Source organism: Pantoea sp. SGAir0180 (assembly GCF_043546245.1).
Genome location: NZ_CP028071.1, coordinates 1979849 through 1999699 on the forward strand (window position 1 = coordinate 1979849; position 19851 = coordinate 1999699).

General features: G+C 59.5%; 14 protein-coding genes. 6 read left to right on the forward strand and 8 right to left on the reverse strand.

Annotation, left to right across the window (positions count from 1 at the left end):
* Positions 1-24: 24 nt before the first annotated feature.
* The 8 genes from cobA to C1N58_RS09295 form a co-directional block, all read right to left on the reverse strand.
* The gene (gene cobA, locus C1N58_RS09260) at positions 25-855 is read right to left on the reverse strand and encodes a uroporphyrinogen-III C-methyltransferase (protein WP_058701711.1); all 831 of its coding nucleotides are present in this window, start codon (positions 853-855) and stop codon (positions 25-27) included.
* A complete protein-coding gene (locus C1N58_RS09265; RefSeq protein WP_394564818.1) occupies positions 852-3473 on the reverse strand; it encodes a nitrate reductase in 2622 nt (873 codons plus the stop codon). The genes cobA and C1N58_RS09265 overlap by 4 nt, the downstream gene beginning before the upstream one ends.
* The gene (nirB, locus tag C1N58_RS09270; RefSeq protein WP_394564819.1) at positions 3470-7543 is read right to left on the reverse strand and encodes a nitrite reductase large subunit NirB; all 4074 of its coding nucleotides are present in this window, start codon (positions 7541-7543) and stop codon (positions 3470-3472) included. The genes C1N58_RS09265 and nirB overlap by 4 nt, the downstream gene beginning before the upstream one ends.
* A 10-nt stretch (positions 7544-7553) precedes the next feature.
* Entirely contained in the window at positions 7554-8342 is a 789-nt protein-coding gene (locus C1N58_RS09275; RefSeq protein ID WP_033741085.1) for an ABC transporter ATP-binding protein, read from the reverse strand.
* Positions 8343-8352: 10 nt separating this feature from the next.
* Positions 8353-9225 (reverse strand): nitrate ABC transporter permease, encoded by an 873-nt coding sequence (gene ntrB / locus C1N58_RS09280; protein ID WP_006118920.1) that lies wholly within the window; start codon positions 9223-9225, stop codon positions 8353-8355.
* A complete protein-coding gene (locus C1N58_RS09285; RefSeq protein ID WP_058701709.1) occupies positions 9225-10487 on the reverse strand; it encodes a CmpA/NrtA family ABC transporter substrate-binding protein in 1263 nt (420 codons plus the stop codon). The genes ntrB and C1N58_RS09285 overlap by 1 nt, the downstream gene beginning before the upstream one ends.
* A gap of 260 nt (positions 10488-10747) precedes the next feature.
* Complete coding sequence (locus C1N58_RS09290; RefSeq protein ID WP_039340692.1) at positions 10748-11971, reverse strand: nitrate regulatory protein; 1224 nt, start codon at positions 11969-11971, stop codon at positions 10748-10750.
* 645 nt (positions 11972-12616) lie between these two features.
* Positions 12617-12814: a hypothetical protein gene (locus tag C1N58_RS09295; RefSeq protein WP_394549558.1), complete on the reverse strand. Its 198-nt coding sequence runs from the start codon at positions 12812-12814 to the stop codon at positions 12617-12619.
* Between the two features lie 109 nt (positions 12815-12923).
* Here C1N58_RS09295 and icmH point away from each other — a divergent pair, with 109 nt between their 5' ends.
* Genes icmH through C1N58_RS09325 form a run of 6 tightly spaced genes read left to right on the forward strand, consistent with a single transcriptional unit; the run spans position 12924 to position 19851 of the window.
* Complete coding sequence (icmH, locus tag C1N58_RS09300; protein WP_033741082.1) at positions 12924-14141, forward strand: type IVB secretion system protein IcmH/DotU; 1218 nt, start codon at positions 12924-12926, stop codon at positions 14139-14141.
* Complete coding sequence (tssM, locus tag C1N58_RS09305) at positions 14141-16249, forward strand: type VI secretion system membrane subunit TssM (RefSeq protein WP_033741079.1); 2109 nt, start codon at positions 14141-14143, stop codon at positions 16247-16249. Before icmH ends, tssM begins: the two co-directional genes overlap by 1 nt.
* A gap of 13 nt (positions 16250-16262) precedes the next feature.
* Positions 16263-16961 carry a type VI secretion system-associated protein TagF gene (gene tagF / locus C1N58_RS09310; RefSeq protein ID WP_394549559.1) on the forward strand — a complete coding sequence of 233 codons (699 nt, stop codon included), beginning with the start codon at positions 16263-16265 and terminating at the stop codon, positions 16959-16961.
* A 34-nt stretch (positions 16962-16995) separates the two neighbouring features.
* On the forward strand, positions 16996-18123 hold the full coding sequence (gene tagH, locus C1N58_RS09315; protein WP_205951792.1) for a type VI secretion system-associated FHA domain protein TagH: 1128 nt from the start codon (positions 16996-16998) through the stop codon (positions 18121-18123).
* The gene (locus C1N58_RS09320) at positions 18120-18899 is read left to right on the forward strand and encodes a PP2C family protein-serine/threonine phosphatase (RefSeq protein WP_394564820.1); all 780 of its coding nucleotides are present in this window, start codon (positions 18120-18122) and stop codon (positions 18897-18899) included. The genes tagH and C1N58_RS09320 overlap by 4 nt, the downstream gene beginning before the upstream one ends.
* Before the next feature lie 10 nt (positions 18900-18909).
* Entirely contained in the window at positions 18910-19851 is a 942-nt protein-coding gene (locus tag C1N58_RS09325; RefSeq protein WP_394549560.1) for a hypothetical protein, read from the forward strand.

Genomic DNA, 19851 nt, shown 5'->3' on the forward strand with positions numbered 1-19851 from the left:
ATTTTTCCCCCGACGCCGTCATCGTCAGTGCGATGCCGTCACGCTCATCGCCGTCTCGCGCGATTGGGCAGCCATAAGATCGGCACGGTAATAGCGCACCACGTCGCCCACAATCAGTAACGACGGTGACACCGGTTTTTGCTGTTCGACCGTATCAGGCAACCCGGCCAGCGTGGTGATCAGCACCCGCTGGTCCCGGCGCGTACCGTTTTCAATGATTGCCACCGGCGTCGCCTCACTGCGGCCATATTCCCGTAACCGGGCGCTAATCACGCTGCTCCAGCTTAACCCCATGTAAAACACCAGCGTCTGATTGGTGGCGGTCAGCGCCGCCGCATCCAGCTGCGGTTCGCCGCTGCGCCCGTGCCCTGTGATAAAGCGCAATGACTGGGCGCAGTCACGGTGCGTCAGCGGAATGCCGCTGGCAGCCGCACAGCCCACGGCGGCGGTAATGCCGGGTACCACCTCGCAGGCAATATTCGCCTGCTGCAGGCTGACCATCTCTTCGCCGCCACGGCCAAAGATAAAGGGATCGCCGCCTTTTAACCGCACGACATTGCGCCCGCTGGCGGCCAGATCCACCAGCAGTTGATTGATCTGTGCCTGCTTCAGGCCGTGATGACCCGGCTGTTTACCGACGTCGATACAGAGCGCGCTGCTGGCGACTTCCGCCATCACCGCTTCGCTGACCAGGCGATCATAAACCACGACGTCCGCGCGTTGCAGCAAACGCAGCGCCTTGACTGTCAGTAGCTCCACATCCCCCGGCCCAGCCCCGACCAGCCAGACCTTGCCCGGGCTGGACGCGTTTTCCGGCGCCAGCAGTTTATCTAAAGCGTTGATCGCGATCGTCATTCTTCCTCCGGTACAGCAACGGAAAGCAAAAGGTGTTTTAGCTCCGGCAGACAGGAGCCGCAGTTAGTACCACAGTTGAGTGCGTTACCCAGTGCCTGGGTGCTGTGACAGCCCTGTTTAATCGCCTGTAAGATCGTGTTTTCTCCGACGCCAAAGCAGCTACAGATCGTCCGGCCAGCCACGGCACGTTGTGCCGATTGTCCTGCCAGCAGAGCATGCCGTTCCGCCGCATTCGCCGGCGCCTGGCGAAAAGCCTGCGCAACCCAGTCATGATCGATCGCGGGTAACGACGCGCCGGCATAAAAAGCCAGCTGCAGCTCACCGTTGCGCCAGGCCAGCAGGCGGTAATGCGGTTCCGCCGCGTGGGCGGTTTGCCGTTGCAGCCCGTCCAGCGGGATCGTTGCCGTGAGCCACTGTTCTGGCGAACCGTCTCCGGCCAGGCTAAAACGTTGCGCGCCCTCATAGGGTGTACGCGCCCAGTAGCGCAGTCCGTCAGGCGGGCTTACGTCGCGCTGCCAGAGCCAGCCCTGCCAGTGGGTGTGGAGCGGCTGGATACGTACGGCGGTTTGTTTAAAGGCAGGCTGCGCCGAGACCGGACAGCGGGTTGAGGCCACCAGCCCGCCGACCGTGCCCTGCAGACTGAACTGTCGGTTCCAGTGCATAGGGACAAAGATCTCACCGCGTCGCAGACCGCTGTCCAGCGTCACGCGCACCGTCATCCAGCCCGCGTCGGACTGCACCCGTGCCAGTGCCCCCGCGCACAGGCCATAGCGTTGTGCGTCCTGCGGATGCAGTGCTGCAAACGGCTCATCACAATGCTGCATGAGCCGGGGAACCAGACCGGTGCGTGTCATGGTGTGCCACTGATCGCGGATCCGTCCGCTGTTCATCAATAACGGATACGCCGCCCTGCACGCGACGGGCTGCGGCGTGGCCGGTGGCAACAGGCGGGCTTTACCATCAGGATGGTAAAAGTGCCGGTCGCTAAACAGCCGCGCGCAACCCTGGGGATAGCGGGCGTTGACCGGCCACTGCACCGGCGTCAGCGCATCCCACTGTGCGTCGCTCATCCCGGCCAGACCGCTGATATCAAACGCGCGCTGGCCGTTGTTCTCAAACCCCGACAACGCCGCGTGTTCGCGGAAGATGGCTGCCGGGTGCGTCCAGGCAAAGCCTTCATGAAAGCCCAGACGCTGGGCGACCTGGGCGAGTAACCACCAGTCCGGTTTCGCTTCTCCGGCCGGGGGCATAAACGCGCGCTGGCGGGAAATCCGGCGTTCAGAATTGGTCACGGTGCCGTTCTTTTCCCCCCAGCCCTGCGCGGGTAGCAAAATATGCGCAAAGGCGGTGGTATCCGTTTGCGCCAGTACGTCTGACACTATCACCAGCGGACAGGCAGCCAGCGCCCGGGCAATGCGATTGCCTTCTGGCATCGAAACCGCCGGATTGGTGCCCATAATCCATACGGCTTTGATCGCCCCGCGCTCAATGGCGTCGAACAGATCGACCGCCGTCAGGCCGGGCTGACGCGCCATACGCGGACTGCGCCAGAAACGCTGTAAACGGTCGCAGTCTTCCGCGGTGAAACTCATATGAGCCGCCAGTTGGTTGGCCAGTCCGCCAACCTCCCGCCCGCCCATCGCATTCGGCTGTCCGGTCAGCGAAAACGGGCCGCAGCCGGGTCGGCCTATCTTGCCGCTGAGCAGATGCGCATTGAGAATGGCATTGTTGTTGTCACTGCCGCTTTGTGACTGGTTGATGCCCATACACCATAAGGTCAGTACGCGCTCATGCCGGGTAAACAACCGGTAGAACGCGGCGATCATGTCGTGGCTGATATCACAATGGGCTGCCACCGTCGCACAATCCCACTGCCGCGCGGCCTGTAAGGTTGTGTCTACACCGTCCAGATGCGGCAGCATCGTGGCGTCAATGCCGCCATGCTGTTCCAGCCAGTGCAACAGGCCCGAAAACAGGGCCGGATCGCTGCCCGGCCGGAGCGGTAAGTGCAGATCGGCGAATTCACAACTGGCCGTTCGGCGCGGATCGATCACCACAACCTGCATCTCAGGGCGCTGCGTTTTTGCCTGCTTCAGGCGCTGAAACAGCACCGGATGAGCCCAGGCGGCGTTCGAGCCGACCAGGATAACCACCTCGGCCTGATCCAGATCCTCGTAACAGCACGGCACGGCATCCGCGCCAAACGCCCGTTTATAGCCCGTCACCGCTGAGGCCATGCACAGGCGTGAATTGGTATCGATATTGGCGACGCCGAGAAAACCTTTCATCAGCTTGTTCGCCACATAGTAATCCTCGGTCAGTAACTGGCCGGAACCGTAAAAAGCCACCGCCTCCGGGCCGTACGTATCGATAATCCTGCGCAGTCCGTCAGCCGCGGCATCCAGCGCCGTCTCCATGCTGACGCGCTGGTGATGAAGCTGAGGATGCAGCAACCGTCCGGCCTGTGTCAGGGTTTCGCCCAGCGCCGCGCCCTTCACGCACAGCCGCCCGGCATTCGCCGGATGACTGGCATCGCCCCGGACCTGAGCCGACGAGCTCTGCGACTGCGTGACCTCGACGCCGCAGCCCACACCGCAATAAGCGCAGGTGGTTTTCATGATGCCTGCGCCATCAGGTTAAGCGGACGGTTGGCGACCCACACCTGGCCGTCCTCCAGTTTGACCGGCCAGCAGCGCAGTTGATGCTGAGGGTTATCCAGGCTCTGTCCGTCCCGCAGGCGCACCCGCTGTTTGTAAAGCGGAGAGATCACCACCGGCTCCCCGGCAACATCGCCAAGGATGCCGCGTGACAGCACGCTGGCTTCGCTGCCTGGCTCACGATCCTCCAGCGCATAACAGTCATCACCCAGACGGAATAAAGCAATACGGACGCTGCCAAGTCGGGCCCCGATGCCGGCCTCTGGCGGGATGGCCTCCAGCGGACAGATTTCGCTCCAGGGTTCGGCGGGCAGATGCATCAGGGGAATACCGCTGGCCTTGTGGGGCTGGCGTTGTCCGCGCACGCGCGCATAGTGCAGCGTTTCATCCGGGTGATCGCTGTTCACTGTGGCGGTAAACAGCGCACGTCGCGAAGGATCGGCCAGCGTGGTCTGCCATTCGCACTGCCAGGTGTCTACCACCTGTTGCATGTCCTGTTCCAGCGTGGCGGCGATCCCCAGGCTGTCATGAATCACCACCTCACGCAGGTAGTCCAGCCCGCCCTCCATGTTATCCATCCAGACGCTGGTACGCTGCAGGCGATCCGCCGTGCACACGTAGAACATCAGAATCCGGTCGACGTACCGGATCAACGTGTCATCGTCCAGATCGCTGGCAAACAGTTCCGCATGGCGTGGCTTCATGCCGCCATTGCCGCAGACATACAGGTTCCAGCCGTTTTCCGTGGCGATGACCCCGATATCTTTACTTTGCGCTTCCGCACATTCGCGGGTACAGCCGGACACGGCCATCTTGATCTTATGTGGTGCGCGCAGGCCCTTATACCGGTTCTCCAGCGCGATGGCGAAGGCGGTAGAATCCTGCACGCCATAACGACACCAGGTCGAGCCAACGCAGGATTTCACTGTACGCAGGGATTTTCCGTAGGCATGACCGGTTTCAAAGCCGGCTTCCAGCAGGGTTTCCCAGATAGCAGGCAACTGGTCCAGTCGCGCACCGAACAGATCGATACGCTGGCCGCCGGTGATTTTGGTATAGAGATCGTAACGCGCGGCCACTTCGCCGATGGCGATCAGGCCCTGTGGCGTGATCTCGCCCCCTGGCACGCGCGGCACTACCGAATAGGTGCCATCTTTCTGGATATTGGCAAAGTAACGGTCGTTCGTGTCCTGTAAAGGTAAATGGGCCGGTTTCAGCAGGTAATCGTTCCAGCACGAGGCCAGCAGCGAACCCACCAGCGGTTTACATACCTCGCAACCACAGCCCCGTCCGTGGCTGGCCAGCAGCTCGTCAAAGGTTTTGATGCCATTGATACGGATCAGGTCATACAGCGCCTGGCGGGAATAGGCGAAGTGCTCACAGATGTCTTTTTTAACGGCGACGCCCTGGTTTTCCAGCTGAAACTCCATTACCTGTTTTACCAGCGCAGCGCAGCCGCCACAGCCGGTTGCCGCTTTGGTGCAGCTTTTAATACTGGCCATCTCGCCACAGCCGCTCTGCACCGCCTGGCAGATATCGCCTTTACTGACGTTATGACAGGAGCACACCTGGGCGCTGTCCGGCAGCGCAGCGACGCCCAACCCTTTGGCCGGCGCGCCATTTAATACAGGCAAAATCAGCGCTTCCGGTACTGCCGGCAGCGGCATGTCATTTAACATCGTTTGCAGGAGGGTGGCATAGTCGCTGCTGTCTCCCACCAGCACGCCGCCCAGCAGTCGTGTATTGTCGGCGCTCACGACGATCTTCTTGTAAATGCCTTTTGGTCCATTGGCCCAGTGGTAGCTCAGGCTGCCCGGCGTTTTGCCGTGCGCATCGCCAAAGGAGGCGACGTCTACGCCCAGCAGCTTCAGTTTGGTGCTCATGTCGGCACCAGTGAACTGCGCGGGTTCGGCCGCCAGATGCCCGGCCAGCACTCGCGCCATCTGGTAGCCCGGCGCTACCAGGCCAAAAATCTGCCCGTTCCACAGCGCGCATTCGCCGATGGCATAAATGTCGCTGTCACTGGTCTGGCAATGGTCATTGATGGTAATGCCGCCGCGCGGCCCCACGCTGATGTCGGCACTGCGGGCCAGCTCATCACGCGGACGGATACCGGCAGAGAACAGCACCAGGTCGGTGGCCAGCTCGCCGCCATCGGCAAAGTGCAGCACCAGACTGCCGTCAGGCTGGCTGGCAATTTGTTCGGTCTGCTTCGCGGTATGTACCGTCACGCCCAGCGCGTCGATCTTTTGCCGCAGCATCAGCGCCCCGCCTTCGTCCAGTTGCACGGCCATCAGGCGCGGCGCAAACTCAACCACGTGGGTCTCCAGCCCAAGCTGCTTCAGCGCGTTGGCGGCCTCCAGGCCCAGCAGCCCGCCGCCGATCACCACGCCGCGCTGACTCTGGCGGGCACAGGCTGCGATGGCATCCAGATCGTCCAGCGTACGGTAGACAAAGCAGCGCTCGCCGTCATGGCCGGGTACCGGGGGGACAAAGGCGCGCGAGCCGGTGGCCAGCACCAGCTTATCCCAGGCCAGCTCACGGCCCGCGCTGTCGCGCAGGCTGCGCTGCTGGCGATCGATCGCCTCTACCCGGCAACCGCTACGCAGTTCAATCGCGTTTTGGGCAAAAAATTCTTCGCTTACCAGCGACAACTGCGTGGCCGTTTTACCGGTGAAATACTCGGAAAGGTGAACCCGGTCGTAAGCCTGATAGCGCTCTTCGCCGTAAACCACCACGTGATAATGTTGATGCAGGTTACGATCGACCAGTTGCTCCAGAAAATGGTGGCTGACCATGCCGTGACCCACCACGGCTAATACAGGTTTCGTTTGGCTCATCACAGGGTTTCCTGCAGCCAGCGGCTGCGTTTCAGGTTCATCAAGGCCGAACAGCGTATTCACAGAAACCGGTCCGGCATTATGGAGTTGGTTCAGCAGCGCACCACTTTGCTGGCAGTCGCCATACAGCAGCACGCCGTTCAGCCGGCCGTCTTTGAGGAACAGGCGGCGATAGTGCCCGGCGATCGGGTCAAAACTAGTGACAGACGGGGCTTCGCGAACGTCACCGGCGCTAAACAGGGAAATGCCGCTGACTTTGAGACGGGTGCCCGTGGCCGCGCTGTAGAAATCCGCCTGAGGCCGATCGGCCAGTTGCGCCGCCAGAATCTTCGCCTGGGCCAGACAGGGCGCGACCAGACCGAAGGTCTCGCCGCTGATTTCACAACATTCGCCTACGGCATAAATTCCCGCGTGCGCACTGCGCAACTGGCGATCCACCAGAATGCCGCGCTGGCAGGGAATCCCGGCGGCCTGCGCCAGGGCGATTGCCGGCTGGACACCAATGGCCATCACCACCTGCCGCGCCGCCAGCACCCGGCCATCGTGGAGGATCACGCTATCCGTCCGGATCGCCGCAAGGCTGGTATTCAGTTCACAGCGAATGCCGCGCGCCCGGAGCTGAGCCAGCAGTAATTCCCCTGCCCTGGCGTCCAGCTGTCTGTCCAGCAAACACGACTGACGATGAATCAGCGTAACCTGACGCCCCTGTGCCTGAAGGCCGGCGGCCGCTTCAATACCCAGAAAGCCCCCGCCGACCACCACAACCGGACCCTGCCCCGCCAGCAAAGTGTCCACATCCTGCAGCGTGCGAAAGGTGCTGACATGCGGCAGGTCGCTGCCTGGGACAGACGGCCGGCAGGGCTGCGATCCGGTCGCCAGTACCAGGCGGTCCCAGTGCAGCAGGCGCTGGTCGGTGCGTAAGGTCCGCTCAGCGACATTCACCTGTTCCACCGTCTCTCCCGCCAGCAAGGTCATGCCGTGACGGTGATACCAGTCACGATCGTGGATCAGCGTTTGCGCAACGGTGGTTTCTCCGGCCAGCAGTGGCGACAACAGCACACGGTTATAGTTGCCGTGCGGCTCACTGCCAATCACGGTGATGTCGTAACGCGTCGGCGCCAGCTGCAACAGGGTTTCCACCATGTGCATGCCCGCCATCCCGTTACCCACAACCAGCAACCGTTGTCTCATGGTGTCGTCCTTATGCCGCCGAGGTTTGTTTTTCGTAGAGAAAATGCAGCACTTTCTGGCGCAGATGGTGATAACGCACGTCATCCGCCAGCGCCACGCGTGAACGCGGCCGGGCCAGGTCAATCGTCAGGATGTCGCCCACCTGCGCCGCCGGGCCATTGGTCATCATCAGCACCCGATCGGACAGCAACACGGCTTCATCCACATCATGGGTAATCAGGACGATGGTGGTGTTCAGCGCCTGCTGGATGCGCATGACGCTGTCCTGCAGATGCGCGCGCGTTAAGGCATCCAGCGCACCGAAGGGTTCGTCCAGCAGCAGCACGCGAGGTTTCATTGCCAGCGCGCGGGCGATGCCGACGCGCTGCTTCATGCCGCCGGAGATCTCGCCGGGGCGCTTATGCATGGCATGACTCATTTGCACCTGGTTGAGGTTGTGCTCGATCCAGTCACGCCTTTCGGCCTTGTTCATCTTGCCTTTGAACACCTGCTCGACCGCCAGCTCAACGTTTTGATACGCCGTCAGCCAAGGCAACAGCGAGTGGTTTTGAAACACAACGGCGCGCTCAGGGCCGGGGCCGGTAACTTCGCGGTTATCGCACAACAGGACACCGCTGGTAGGCCGGGTTAAACCGGCGATCAGGTTGAGCAGCGTGGATTTACCACAGCCAGAGTGACCGATCAGGCTCAGCGTTTCCCCCTGATGAAGATCAAAACTGACATTATCGAGCGCCAGAAAATCGCCGCCGGAGGTGGTAAAACGCTGGCTGACCTGCTGTACACGAATGATAGGTTGCATAGTGTTCCCCTTATTTATCCCAGCTAAAGCGACGCGCCAGCAGCATCAGTCCCTGCTCCAGTAGCAGGCCGACGACGCCAATCAGCAAAATGGCAATCAGGATGTTTTCAACATTGAGGTTGTTCCACTCGTTCCAGATCCAGAAGCCGATCCCCAGGCCGCCCGTCAGCATTTCGGCGGCCACGATCACCAGCCAGGCGATGCCAATCGACAGGCGGACCCCGGTCAGCACCGCTGGCAGAACGGCGGGAAACAGGATGCGGCGCAGGATGGTCCATTCCGACAGTTGCAGCACGCGCGCCACGTTGAGGTAATCCTGGGGAATGCGCTGTACGCCTTCTGCGGTATTGATAATCATCGGCCAGATGGAACAGATAAAAATGGTCCAGCTGGAGGCCGGTTCGGCCCGCTGAAACAGCAGCAGGCCGATAGGCAGCCAGGCCAGCGGGCTGACCGGGCGCAGTAGCGCGATAACCGGATTGAACATGCGTGCCACAAAGGTAAAACGCCCCAGCAGAAAGCCTGCGGGAATCCCCACCAGCGCGGCCAGACCAAAGCCGACAGCCACGCGCTGCAGCGAGGCCAGCACATTCCAGCCGATGCCCTGATCGTTAGGACCGTTGTTATAGAACGGATCGGCGAACAGGACTTTCGCCGCCTCCCAGGTGGCGTACGGGCCGGGAAAGCCTTTGCTGGAAAGCGCCGCGATCTGCCAGATCAGGAGCAGAAGCAGCACACCGCACAGCGCGGGAATGGCACGCTGCAAAAACGGACGCAGGCGCGCAGGTGAACGCATCTTTTTTGGCGTCACCTGAAGGGGCACCACGGTGGCGTGGGTGGGCAGCGTCTCAGGCTGCGCCAGCGAGCGAGTCTGGGTTTTCATCACGACCTCTCTTTATGGTTAATGGCAAAGCTGGCGGCGTAAGCGGCAGGATTCGATCCATCCCATACTTTGCCGTCCATCAGGGTGCTGCTGCGCATCTCACTGCCGGGCAACGTGACGTTGCCGACAGCGCTGGCAGCCTGTTTGTAGATATCGATCTGGTTGATCTGCTTTGCGACAGCCAGGTAGTCCGGATCCTGGGTCAGCATTCCCCAGCGCTTAAGCTGGGTAAGGAACCACATACCATCGGACAGATACGGGAAACTGACGCTGCCGTCATGGAAGAAGCGCATCGCATGCGGATCCTGCCATTTCTGTCCCAGCCCGTTTTCGTACTGGCCGAGCATGCGGCCTTGCAGAATCTCAGGTTTGGTGTTGATCCAGGCGCGCCCGGCCAGCACCTGCGCCGTTTCGCGGCGGTTATCATCGGAAGCATCGATCCAGCGTGCCGTCTCAAGGACAGCCGCCGTCAGCGCGCGCGCCGTATTGGGGTTCTCTTTCACCCACGCGGCGCGGGTGCCGAGAATTTTTTCGGGATGATCGGGCCAAATCTGCTGACTGGTGGCGACGGTAAAACCAATATCGTCGCTGATGGCGCGCTGGTTCCACGGCTCGCCCACACAGAAGCCACTCATATTGCCAATCTTCATATTCATCACCATCTGCGGCGGCGGCACGACGACGGTGCGCACGTCATCAAACGGATTGATACCGGCATTCGCCAGCCAGTAGTACAGCCACATCGCGTGGGTGCTGGTCGGAAAGGTATGGGCAAAAGTGAGACTGCCTTTGGCCTGGCTGTCGATGGTCTTTTTCAGGCTGGCGGCATCGGTAACCTTCTGCGCTTTCAGCTGGTTCGACAGGGAGATCGCCTGGCCATTATTATTGAGCGTCATCAGGTTCGCCATCGCATGCTGCGGGCCGGCAACGCCCAGTTGCAGGCCATAGATCAGGCTGTACAAAACGTGTGCCGCATCGAGCTCACCGGAGATCAGCTTGTCGCGGACGGCTGCCCAACTGGCTTCTTTACTGGGCTGTAGCGTCAGACCATATTTTTTGTCAAAGCCTTTCACCGAGGCCATGACGACCGGCGCACAGTCGGTCAGCGGAATAAATCCCACCCGCACGGTGGCTTTTTCTGGCGCATCGGAACCCGCCGCCCATACGGCGTTGCGCAATCCCGGCAACAGCCACAGCCCGCCAACGGCGGCGCTGGATAACAGCAGTTGACGACGAGACAGTGAAACTGGCGATTTGCTCATTTTTTGCCACCCTCAGGAAATAAAAAAAGGCGTCCTCTCCACTGCTTTCACAGGGAGATGGACGCCTTTATCCAAAGCACTCGCTTTACCGCCGTTGGCAAAGCAAATGCACACACTCAGTAAGGTAAAGCAAACCGCGTGCCAGCTTTGAAACGGTCCTGCGCGTGGCGCTTCAGGGTTTTCTCTGGTGAGTTTTTAACCGATTTTGCACATTGGTGACGCAGATCACGCACAAGCATTGTGCAGCTAACGCTTTCGAGTTACCTCTTCATCGTGGCGGCCACCGTGACGATCGCCTGAGCGATTTCCGGCAGCCGTTTGTTCTGATCCATCGCGCTTTTACGCAGCCGTTGCCAGGCGTGCTCTTCACTCAACCCATGCTGCTGCATCAGCCAGTTTTTAGCCTGGTCGAGCAGTTTGCGCTCTTCCAGCGTGGCGCGCAGAGTGGCCAGCTCATTGGCCTGATGCTGCAAACGCTGGGACTGCTCCGCGATCAACGACAGCAGCGAGCGACCGAGCTGGGGCGCCAGCCCGTCGCTGTTCAGCGCACCGGACTCGGCAGCCAGCCAGTCCGCCCCCGAGACATATAACGTAAAATTGCAGCCCGACTGTGCCACATGCAGGGGTTCAGCGGCCTGATGCTGTGCCAGTGCGATCGCCTCGCGGCAGCGCGACATCAGCGTGGCTGACAGCTGATCCTCCAGCAGTTTCATTTGATCGATACGCTGTGACAGCAGTGAAAACCAGTGCGGTGCGCCGCTGTCATCCCGCCGCCCGTCGGTACAGGCAATGCGCCGCAGTCGTTCAATCTCGCGACTGGCCTGCGCCAGCGGCTGCCAGTGGTGCAAAACCGCCTCATCGGCAAACTGCTGGAACGTCGAAAAACTTTGTTCCTGTGCTTCAATTAAGGCCACCATGGCGCTGCGCTGCTCTGCGCTGAACTGGCCGGCGGCAAAGCCGGCCGCTCCCAGAGCGCGTTCCTGTCCCGCCAGCTCTTTGCCCTGCATAAAGCTGAACAGCGCAATGAGCGCGCGGGTAATGTCAGGATGGCTGGCGGTGTCGGCGGCTTCAAAGACCAGGTTCAGTAAGCTACGGATAATTGTGTTGAATGCCGCAACGGCCTGCGCGTGCGCAATCTGTTGTTGCGTAATCTGCTGGCGCAACGCCGGTAACCCGGCCAGGGCCTGCAGCGCGGCGGCGATCAGGTTACAGAACCGGCTGTATCCCGGCTGGGCTTCGGCTTTGGGTAAGGCCTGGCAAAAATCCCGTTGGCAGCGCGTCACATCCTGCTCACTGGCGAGCCGCTGCTCACCGTAAAGCCGGCCTTCAGAACAAATCCACAGAGTGCTCGCCCCCCGCTCACGCTGAAGCTGATGCACCAGTTCGCTGACGGTGGTAATGAGTTTACCGGTCTGGCGAAGGCGTTGCAGGCTGGCAATATCGCTTTGCCGTGAGGCCTGCACCCAGCTCAGTGCGTCATCCATTGCTCATCCCCTTTTCGTACAAAAAAGGAGTCAAGCAAAAGCCGTGCCGTTTCCGCCCCGTCTTTTCTTAGCCTGACGGCTTGTGCCGCACGTTCCGCCCTTTCCGTTTCTCACTGCGGTGTAAAGTGGTTAACGCGGCTTATTCTTTTACCCAGGCCGCCGGGCCGTGGCAGGGATGGGATCACCCGCTTTTTTGAGGCGAAATGTCGCGAGTAATGCGCCCGATAATGCCCCGGAGGCGCCATCCCTGAAGCCCCTGCACAAGGAACGGGCTAAACGACCATTACCATGCTATATCATTGGGTGCAATGGTTTGAATTCTCAAAAGTCTTAGGTAGACTGAGCGCTGTAAAGAGTGACCATGAGCGGCCTTGTCTCTGAACAGATCACCTGCCCGGCTGTGCGCCTCCCGATGAGGAGGCGCGATACGTGTGATAAACATCGTGCAGGCAGAGACACTGACGTGAGGAAAAGGGTGAAAAATCATTTAGCGTTTTGCCCGTTAGCTGCACATTTTTTGTCCGGCAGCAAAACGCCCCCCTCCTCGGTCAATGCCGATTCGCCGGTGACGTGCAGTGGAACGTGCGCGCCCTGTTCGGGACATGCCCACCGCCCTTGCCTGAGTCAGGCCGCGCGGGCAAAGGCTCAACACAGCCCCGGTCCACCCCGACGTTGCCGATACGGATATGCCATTGCGGTGATGTCCGCGGGCAGGCTCCCGGCGAGGTTGAGCTGACCACAGGTGTGAACCATCGTCCTGACGGTGACACGCGAGGCAGCACGCATTTGCATGGCCAGATAACTTAACCCCTGTGCGTTGACGTGGGTGGCGACAGCAGACACTGCGGTCCTGTCACGACGGCAACCTGGATCATGAACTGATGAAATTTAACCCCTGCCGTCCTGCGCATGCTGCCGGACGCGCAACGCAACGCGGGAAGTACACACAGCCATGAGCGTGGAATCTTCACCGCGTGAGGTGACGACCTCTGGTCGCGAAAATTTGTTACTTAAAGCGGCCGCGCCTCTGCTGAATGCGGTGGTGCAAATTCGTCAGGCTGCTACCCACGATGACCCGGCAGGTTTACGTCAGTCTCTGATTGATGAAATCCGCCTGTTTGAACAACGCTGCAAGCAGGCAGGCCTGCCGTTTGAGATGATCATCGGTGCACGGTATTGTGTGTGCAGTGCCCTGGATGAAGCCGCCGCGCAAACGCCATGGGGCACGCGCGGCGTCTGGTCCGGCAACGGCATGCTGGTGACCTTCCATAATGAAAGCTGGGGCGGCGAAAAGTTCTTCCAGCTGCTTTCACGCATTTCACAAAGCCCTCAGCAGCACCTTTGGCTGCTGGAAATTATTCATTACTGCCTGCTGCTGGGTTATGAAGGGCGTTACCGGGGCAGTGAAAAAGGCCGGGCGCAGTGCGACAGCCTGCGGGCAAGGTTAAAAGCGCTGATCGACGAAACCCGTGCGCAGCAAACCACGGAGTCCACGCCGCTGGTGCAGGTACATCCGCTGGTTAATACGCTGGCCCGTCCGATGGTGCCACTCTGGGCCTGTGCCATGCTGGTGGCCCTGATCGGCTGCCTGATTTACAGCGGACTCAACTGGCGGCTCGGCAACGCGGCTGAGCCTCTGCTGCGCAGTCTGTATAATATGCCGTTGCCACAAATCATGATGAATCGTCGCCCTTCGTCGCCACAGGCGCTGCTCGACTTACGTCAGCGGTTAAATGACGTGATCGCCGCCGGCCAGCTCGAAGTCAGCGACGGTGCGTTTGGCAGCAAAGTGATTATCCCGGCAGACAAGCTGTTTGCCGAACAGGGCACGGTGATTAATCCGGTGGGCCGGGCGCTTCTGGCGCGGGTCTCCGCAGCGATGAAAGACGTCAAAGGCACCATTCTGGTGTCGGTGTTTACCGACGATCAGCCTGTTGACGGCAGTCGGTTTGCCTCAAACTATGAATTCTCTTTCGCCCGTGCCCGGGCGATTAGCCAGTTACTGCAGGTGCAACTGGCCGATTCACACGTGCTGCGGTCAGAAGGCCGCGGCGACAGCGATCCGCTGCTGCCCAACGACAGCAGCGAGAACCGTACCCGTAATCGCCGTGTTGAAATTACGCTGTTTGCCGCACCTGAAACACTGAGTACTCACCAAGGAACACCCTGATGCGCGCTTCTTTCCGCTTATTCTTAACGCATCGGCTGCTGTGGAGCTTTATTGGCGTCACGGCACTGAGTTGCCTGCTGTGGATGCTGGGACCGCTTATCGCGTGGAATGAAACCCGCCCGCTTGAACCCGCGCTACACCGCAAGATTGTGGTCAGTCTGCTTTATCTTCTCTGGATTGGTTTCCAGCTAATTCCTGCGCTGTACCGTGCCTGGTTCAACAGTCGCCTGCTTGACCGGTTGCAGGTCGCAGAGAGCGACGATCCGGCGGAACGGCAGGCCACTGAGGCGCTGCTCAGCCAGCGCTTTAGTGAGGCGGCCATGCGCCTCAAGCGCACCCATTTTGGCCGACGCCAGGGCAGCCTGTGGGCACGGATTAACGCCAATTACCTCTATCAGCTTCCCTGGTATCTGATGATTGGTGCGCCGGGTGCCGGTAAAACCACCGCTCTGCTCAATGCCGGCCTGAAATTTCCCCTGACCGATACGTTCGGCAACGAGGCCGTTCGCGGCGTCGGCGGTACCCGGCACTGCGACTGGTGGTTCACCGACAGCGCCGTGCTGATCGATACTGCCGGGCGCTATGCGTTACAGGAAAGCCAGCGGGCACGCGATGCCAGCGAGTGGCAGAGTTTTATCAATCTGCTGAAGCGCTATCGGGCGCGGCAGCCGATCAACGGCGTCATCCTGACCATCAGCGTCGCGGATTTACTCAGCGATTCGGCTGAGGCGCGTTACGAACAGGCGAACGCCCTGCGCGAACGGCTGAACGAACTGCATCAGCACACCGGTATTCATTTTCCCGTCTATGTCATGGTGACCAAAACCGACCTGCTGAAAGGCTTTATGAGTTATTTCGGCAGCATGGAGAAGGCCCGCCGCGATGCTATCTGGGGCTTCACGTTTCCCTGGGAAGCCGGTAAGCCACACAAGCAGGACTGGCATCTTCACTTCGAGGGGCAGTTTACGCAGTTAGAACAGCAACTGCAGCAGCAACTGGCCGGGCAAATGACCCATGAGCGCGACCTCAATGAGCGGGCAGAATGTTTTCTGTTTCCGCAGGAGTTTGCTTCGCTGCGTCCCCTGCTCAGCGAATACCTGGACAGCATTTTTTCCCCGCGTTCTGAGACCGTGGCCTGGAATCCTCGTGGGCTGTTCTTTACCAGCGGTACACAGGAAGGTTTGCCTTTTGACCGCGTGATGGGCGAGCTGAGCCGCAAACTGCAACTGCGTCAGGCGGGGGCTCACTCGATTGCCGCCTGGGATCGGGTCAACCGCAACAGCCCTATTCCCGGCAATAAAGGCCAGAGCTTTTTTATTCGTGATTTGCTGAGCAATCTGGTGTTTAAAGAAAGTGGTCTGGCGGGCAGCAATCGCCGCTGGGAATACCGTAATCAGCTCCTGCACTGGATTGGCTATGGCATGCTGGCCGGGGCGCTGGTGATCATGAGCGGACTGTGGTTGATCAGCTACTATCAGAACCAGCATTATCTGCAGCAGGTTACCGCGCGCGTACCGGCAATTTCTGCACAAAGTCAGCAAGTGATACATCAGCCCGCTGATAATATTTTCGATCTGCTACCCTTTCTGAATAACCTGGTGAAGTTACCGGTGTCCGACCAGTTTTCTCTCGATAATCCGCCGCTTACTATGCGGGCAGGCTTATATCGTGGCAATCAGGTCAGCGATGCCGCCTGGGCGCTTTATCAAAATGCGCTTAAGTCTTTACTGCTGCCCCGGGTCGCTCAGCAGATCACCAACCTGCTGCGTAACGATCCCGGTGATGACAATGAATACAGTCGTAATGCGCTCCGCGCTTATCAGATGCTGTATCAGCCCAGAAACTACGATGGGGAATTTCTACGGGCCTGGCTACTGCAAAATCTGCAGCGTTCGTTACCTGAAAAGGTCAGCGCGCGGGATTTGCAGCAGCTTGACTGGCACTTAAGCCAGCTACTCGATCAGCAAATTCAGTCTTCACCTTATGCGCGTGACAATGCGCTGATGATGCGCAAGCTGGCTGATAATTTGAACAATGCGGGGCGCGGCGGCGCGGTACTGGCGATTGCCCCCGCGAAGGCACAGCGCCCGACAACGCATAATCCATAATGGCGAGGTGAACATGTCTGTATCTCTGGCCCCTGGCTGGTTTGGCAAACTGCCCTCAACAGGGGACTTTATACATCATCGGCTCACTGAACAGGTCATCACGCCGTGGAATCACTGGTTTCAGCAGGGCCTCATTCACTGGCATCAGCTGGACGCGGCCGTGAGCGCCGATTTTCTGCGCGCGCCGGTGTGGAATTTTGTCTTACCGATCACGCCAACGCGTCAGCAGGTACAGATGGGCTGCCTGTTACCGTCATGCGATCGTGTGGGGCGCGCCTGGCCGCTGCTGGCCTTGCTGAGCTTTCCGCTCAGTCAGTGGCATCCGGCACAGTTAACGATCTCGGGGGACTGGTATCAGGATTTGGGGGCCACGCTGCTGAATGCCGTGACTCACGGTCTGAGCCCGGACCAGCTCGATCAGCACATCCAGGCCCTGGCTCCGCTGATGGTCCCGGTCCAGCAGCCGTCAGATATTATGGATGTAATCGGTTTCGCGGATTTGCCTTGCACGCTGAGCTGGCAGGACGTCGCCGAACATTTCGACCCGCAGCAACACATAAGTTACTGGTGGAGCAACCGCAGTGACGGTTTCGTACATGCGACACACAAGCATAGCGGTACCCTCACGGCAGAACTGTTCTCATTACTGTTTAATCCGGCAGCAGGTGCACAGCCGGGACGCAACGGCCTCTATCCACCGATGTTCGAGTGAGACGTTGCCTTTGTCCTTCATAACGGGATAGCTCATGCAATTTACCATCGTTCAATGCACGTCTGATGTGCCGGTGAAAACCGTCACGTTTCATCCGCCGGGCGGCACGATCGGCCGCAGTCAGGATAACGATTTGGTGTTACCGGATGAAGCCCGTTCTATTTCTCGTCTGCAGGCGCTGGTGCACCTGTCCTGTAACGGAGAGTGCCGCCTGACTAATCAGGGCAGCGTGACACCGGTCGAACACAACGGTGTGCCGCTCAGCCGGGGGATGCAGGTGAGCCTGAAACACGGGGATGCTCTGCGCATCGGCGACTATGCCATCGACGTACGTGACCCTGCGGTACAGGGCATCAACAGCGATCCGTTGGCGTTTTTTAGCCATACGGGCCCGCAGACGAATCCGCTGGATATCCCCGAATTTACTGAAGTCGAAGAGGTCGCTCAGGAACCTGTCGCCAGACGCCACGACCACCGGGGCGATGCCAGGCTGGCCATCGATCCCCAGGCCGGTGAGTCCCGATATGCGCCCTCGCCCGCCGCACACGATCACGACAACCTGGTCGCGGCGCTGCTTGACGGTATGGGACTAAGCAACGGCCACAATACGGTGATTAACGAAGAACAGATGCGGACCACTGGCCGCATGTTAAGTCTGTTTTCGCAGGGCACGGTGGCATTGCTGTCGTCGCGCTCTATCCTTAAACGGGGCGTCAAAGCGGAAATGACGATGATCCTGAACGAAGCAAATAACCCGTTCAAGATTCTGCCCTCGGGCAAAACCGTATTGATGCAGATGTACCAGAGCCAGATGCCGGGCTTTATGCAGCCTGAACAGGCGGTACGGGATGCGCTGGTGGATCTGCAGGCACATCAGTTGGGCATGATCGCCGGGATCCGCGCCATCATCGCCGCCATGTTGCAGTCGTTTAATCCGCAGGGGCTGGAGGAGCAGGCGAAGTCAGACGGTGCCGTGTCAAAAGTCCCGTTTACGCCTTATCAAAAAGCCGCACTGTGGGACTATTTCACTCGCCGCTATCAGCGCACTGCGGGTGAAATCGAAGACGATTTCCATACGCTGTTTGGTGAAGCTTTCCTTCATGCTTACGACATGGAGGTGAATCAGTACAAAGATTCCCAGACGCGTACGGATGATGCATGAATATCGCGTTTGCTCAGCGAAGTCAGCAAGGTCAGCGTGATGAACATGCGGATCGCACCGGTGTGGTACTGAATGCCCATCAGGCCAGCTTCGTGGTATGCGACGGCGTAGCGGGACTGCCCGGTGGGGAACAGGCGGCACAACTGGTATGCGACAGCCTGCTGACTCAGTTGCACACCTGTCCGCACCTTACCCTCGCCTTCACACAGCAGGCGATAGAAACGTGCCGCTCTGTGCTTGAAATCGCACAGGGTAATAATCCGAATTTTGCCACGATGTGCACCACGCTGGCGGGCCTGTTTATCGACCGCACCCGACAGTGCGCATGGTGGGCGCACGCGGGCGACAGCCGGGTTTACCACTTTCGGCATGGCGTGCTCAATGCGGTCACCCGCGACCACAGTCTTGTGCAAAAACTGAGCGAGGCAGGCTATGAAAATACCGGAATTAACAGTAATTTACTTTATAATGCGCTCGGCACAGAACCTGCCCATCCTGTGAGCTTTTCTGACGAAATACTGCTGGAAGACGGCGATGCGTTTTTAGTCTGTAGCGACGGGTTTTGGCTCAATCTGACCACCCGGGAAATGGAGCAGACCTTGCGCATGGTGAATGCCTGTGAAGAGTGGCTGACGTTGATGGAACATGCCGTGAGCCGTGAAGTAAAGAAAGATAATCTGAGTGCGCTGGCCGTGTGGATCGGCGAACCGCAGGAGGCCACGCTGCTTTATTCGCTGGCTGACTCAACCCGTTTTCTGCCCTCTCGTGATGGATGAAAGAAACGCTATGAAAGTGTGGTTGCCCGCTCTGGCTACCTTGTTGATGGCCTTTACTGCGCAGGCGGAAAATTATCGCGTGGTGTACTCACCCAGCCTCGAACTGGAAGTGTATATCGACAACGTTGAAGGCAAAACGCCCGACGACTGGTGCCAGGAGACACTGCCACTGCGTATTGTCTCGGGTAAGAGCCAGAATGCAGAGATCCTTAAATCGTTCCTGCCGCGCGTCGGGACACTGTTAGCGAATCAGTGCAATGAACTGGACGTTCTGCCCTGGCAAATGACCAACAGCCAGGGTAGCGTGCTGGCTTCCGGCAGCGCCAGTAAATTGCAGAACTGGCGTCTGATTGTGAACGCCGATGCCGCCACAAGCAGTAACGTTCCGGTTGTCGCGTCGCGGCCAGCAGACAGCACCCCGTTACAGCATTTTGCGTTACCTGATGGCTGCCGCTTTCGCACCGCATGGGACGAAAACGGATTGTCGATCTTTGTCCCGCAAGGCGGTCGGTTGCGCTGCTCGTCGGAAGGCTGGCTCGAAGGCAACAGTGATATTACCGTCAGTGGACACGGCCAACCGCAGACGCTTGCCGTCACGTTTTACCAGGGTTACCCGATCGCCAGTCTGGCCATTGCCGGTAACGCCCTGCAAATCGTTAGCGTCAATAAACAGCGCATGATTGTGACCCGTGCTGATGCGCCTGACAGCTGGCTGGTGCTGCCTTTCGACGATACGCAACATCTGTGGCGCTTTGAGGGCACCCTTCTGGTCAGAGCGGATAAAGCCACTGCGCAGCAGAATGCCAGCGCCCTGTCTGCACGGCTCGGCACGCTGCGTAGCCGGTGGGCAGGCAGTTTACCGTCACAACAGAAAGTGAATGTGTTACTTGTGGACACCTTGCGCGCGGATCAGGTTGATCCCGGCGCAGGTGCCTGGCGTAACATCCATTAA

What these genes read in the sequence shown, in the direction of transcription:
- cobA (WP_058701711.1), bottom strand. Translation starts at nt 855, where the DNA reads ATGACGATCGCGATCAACGCTTTAGATAAACTGCTGGCGCCGGAAAAC.
- C1N58_RS09265 (WP_394564818.1), bottom strand. Translation starts at nt 3,473, where the DNA reads ATGAAAACCACCTGCGCTTATTGCGGTGTGGGCTGCGGCGTCGAGGTC.
- nirB (WP_394564819.1), bottom strand. Translation starts at nt 7,543, where the DNA reads ATGAGACAACGGTTGCTGGTTGTGGGTAACGGGATGGCGGGCATGCAC.
- C1N58_RS09275 (WP_033741085.1), bottom strand. Translation starts at nt 8,342, where the DNA reads ATGCAACCTATCATTCGTGTACAGCAGGTCAGCCAGCGTTTTACCACC.
- ntrB (WP_006118920.1), bottom strand. Translation starts at nt 9,225, where the DNA reads ATGAAAACCCAGACTCGCTCGCTGGCGCAGCCTGAGACGCTGCCCACC.
- C1N58_RS09285 (WP_058701709.1), bottom strand. Translation starts at nt 10,487, where the DNA reads ATGAGCAAATCGCCAGTTTCACTGTCTCGTCGTCAACTGCTGTTATCC.
- C1N58_RS09290 (WP_039340692.1), bottom strand. Translation starts at nt 11,971, where the DNA reads ATGGATGACGCACTGAGCTGGGTGCAGGCCTCACGGCAAAGCGATATT.
- icmH (WP_033741082.1), top strand. Translation starts at nt 12,924, where the DNA reads ATGAGCGTGGAATCTTCACCGCGTGAGGTGACGACCTCTGGTCGCGAA.
- tssM (WP_033741079.1), top strand. Translation starts at nt 14,141, where the DNA reads ATGCGCGCTTCTTTCCGCTTATTCTTAACGCATCGGCTGCTGTGGAGC.
- tagF (WP_394549559.1), top strand. Translation starts at nt 16,263, where the DNA reads ATGTCTGTATCTCTGGCCCCTGGCTGGTTTGGCAAACTGCCCTCAACA.
- tagH (WP_205951792.1), top strand. Translation starts at nt 16,996, where the DNA reads ATGCAATTTACCATCGTTCAATGCACGTCTGATGTGCCGGTGAAAACC.
- C1N58_RS09320 (WP_394564820.1), top strand. Translation starts at nt 18,120, where the DNA reads ATGAATATCGCGTTTGCTCAGCGAAGTCAGCAAGGTCAGCGTGATGAA.
- C1N58_RS09325 (WP_394549560.1), top strand. Translation starts at nt 18,910, where the DNA reads ATGAAAGTGTGGTTGCCCGCTCTGGCTACCTTGTTGATGGCCTTTACT.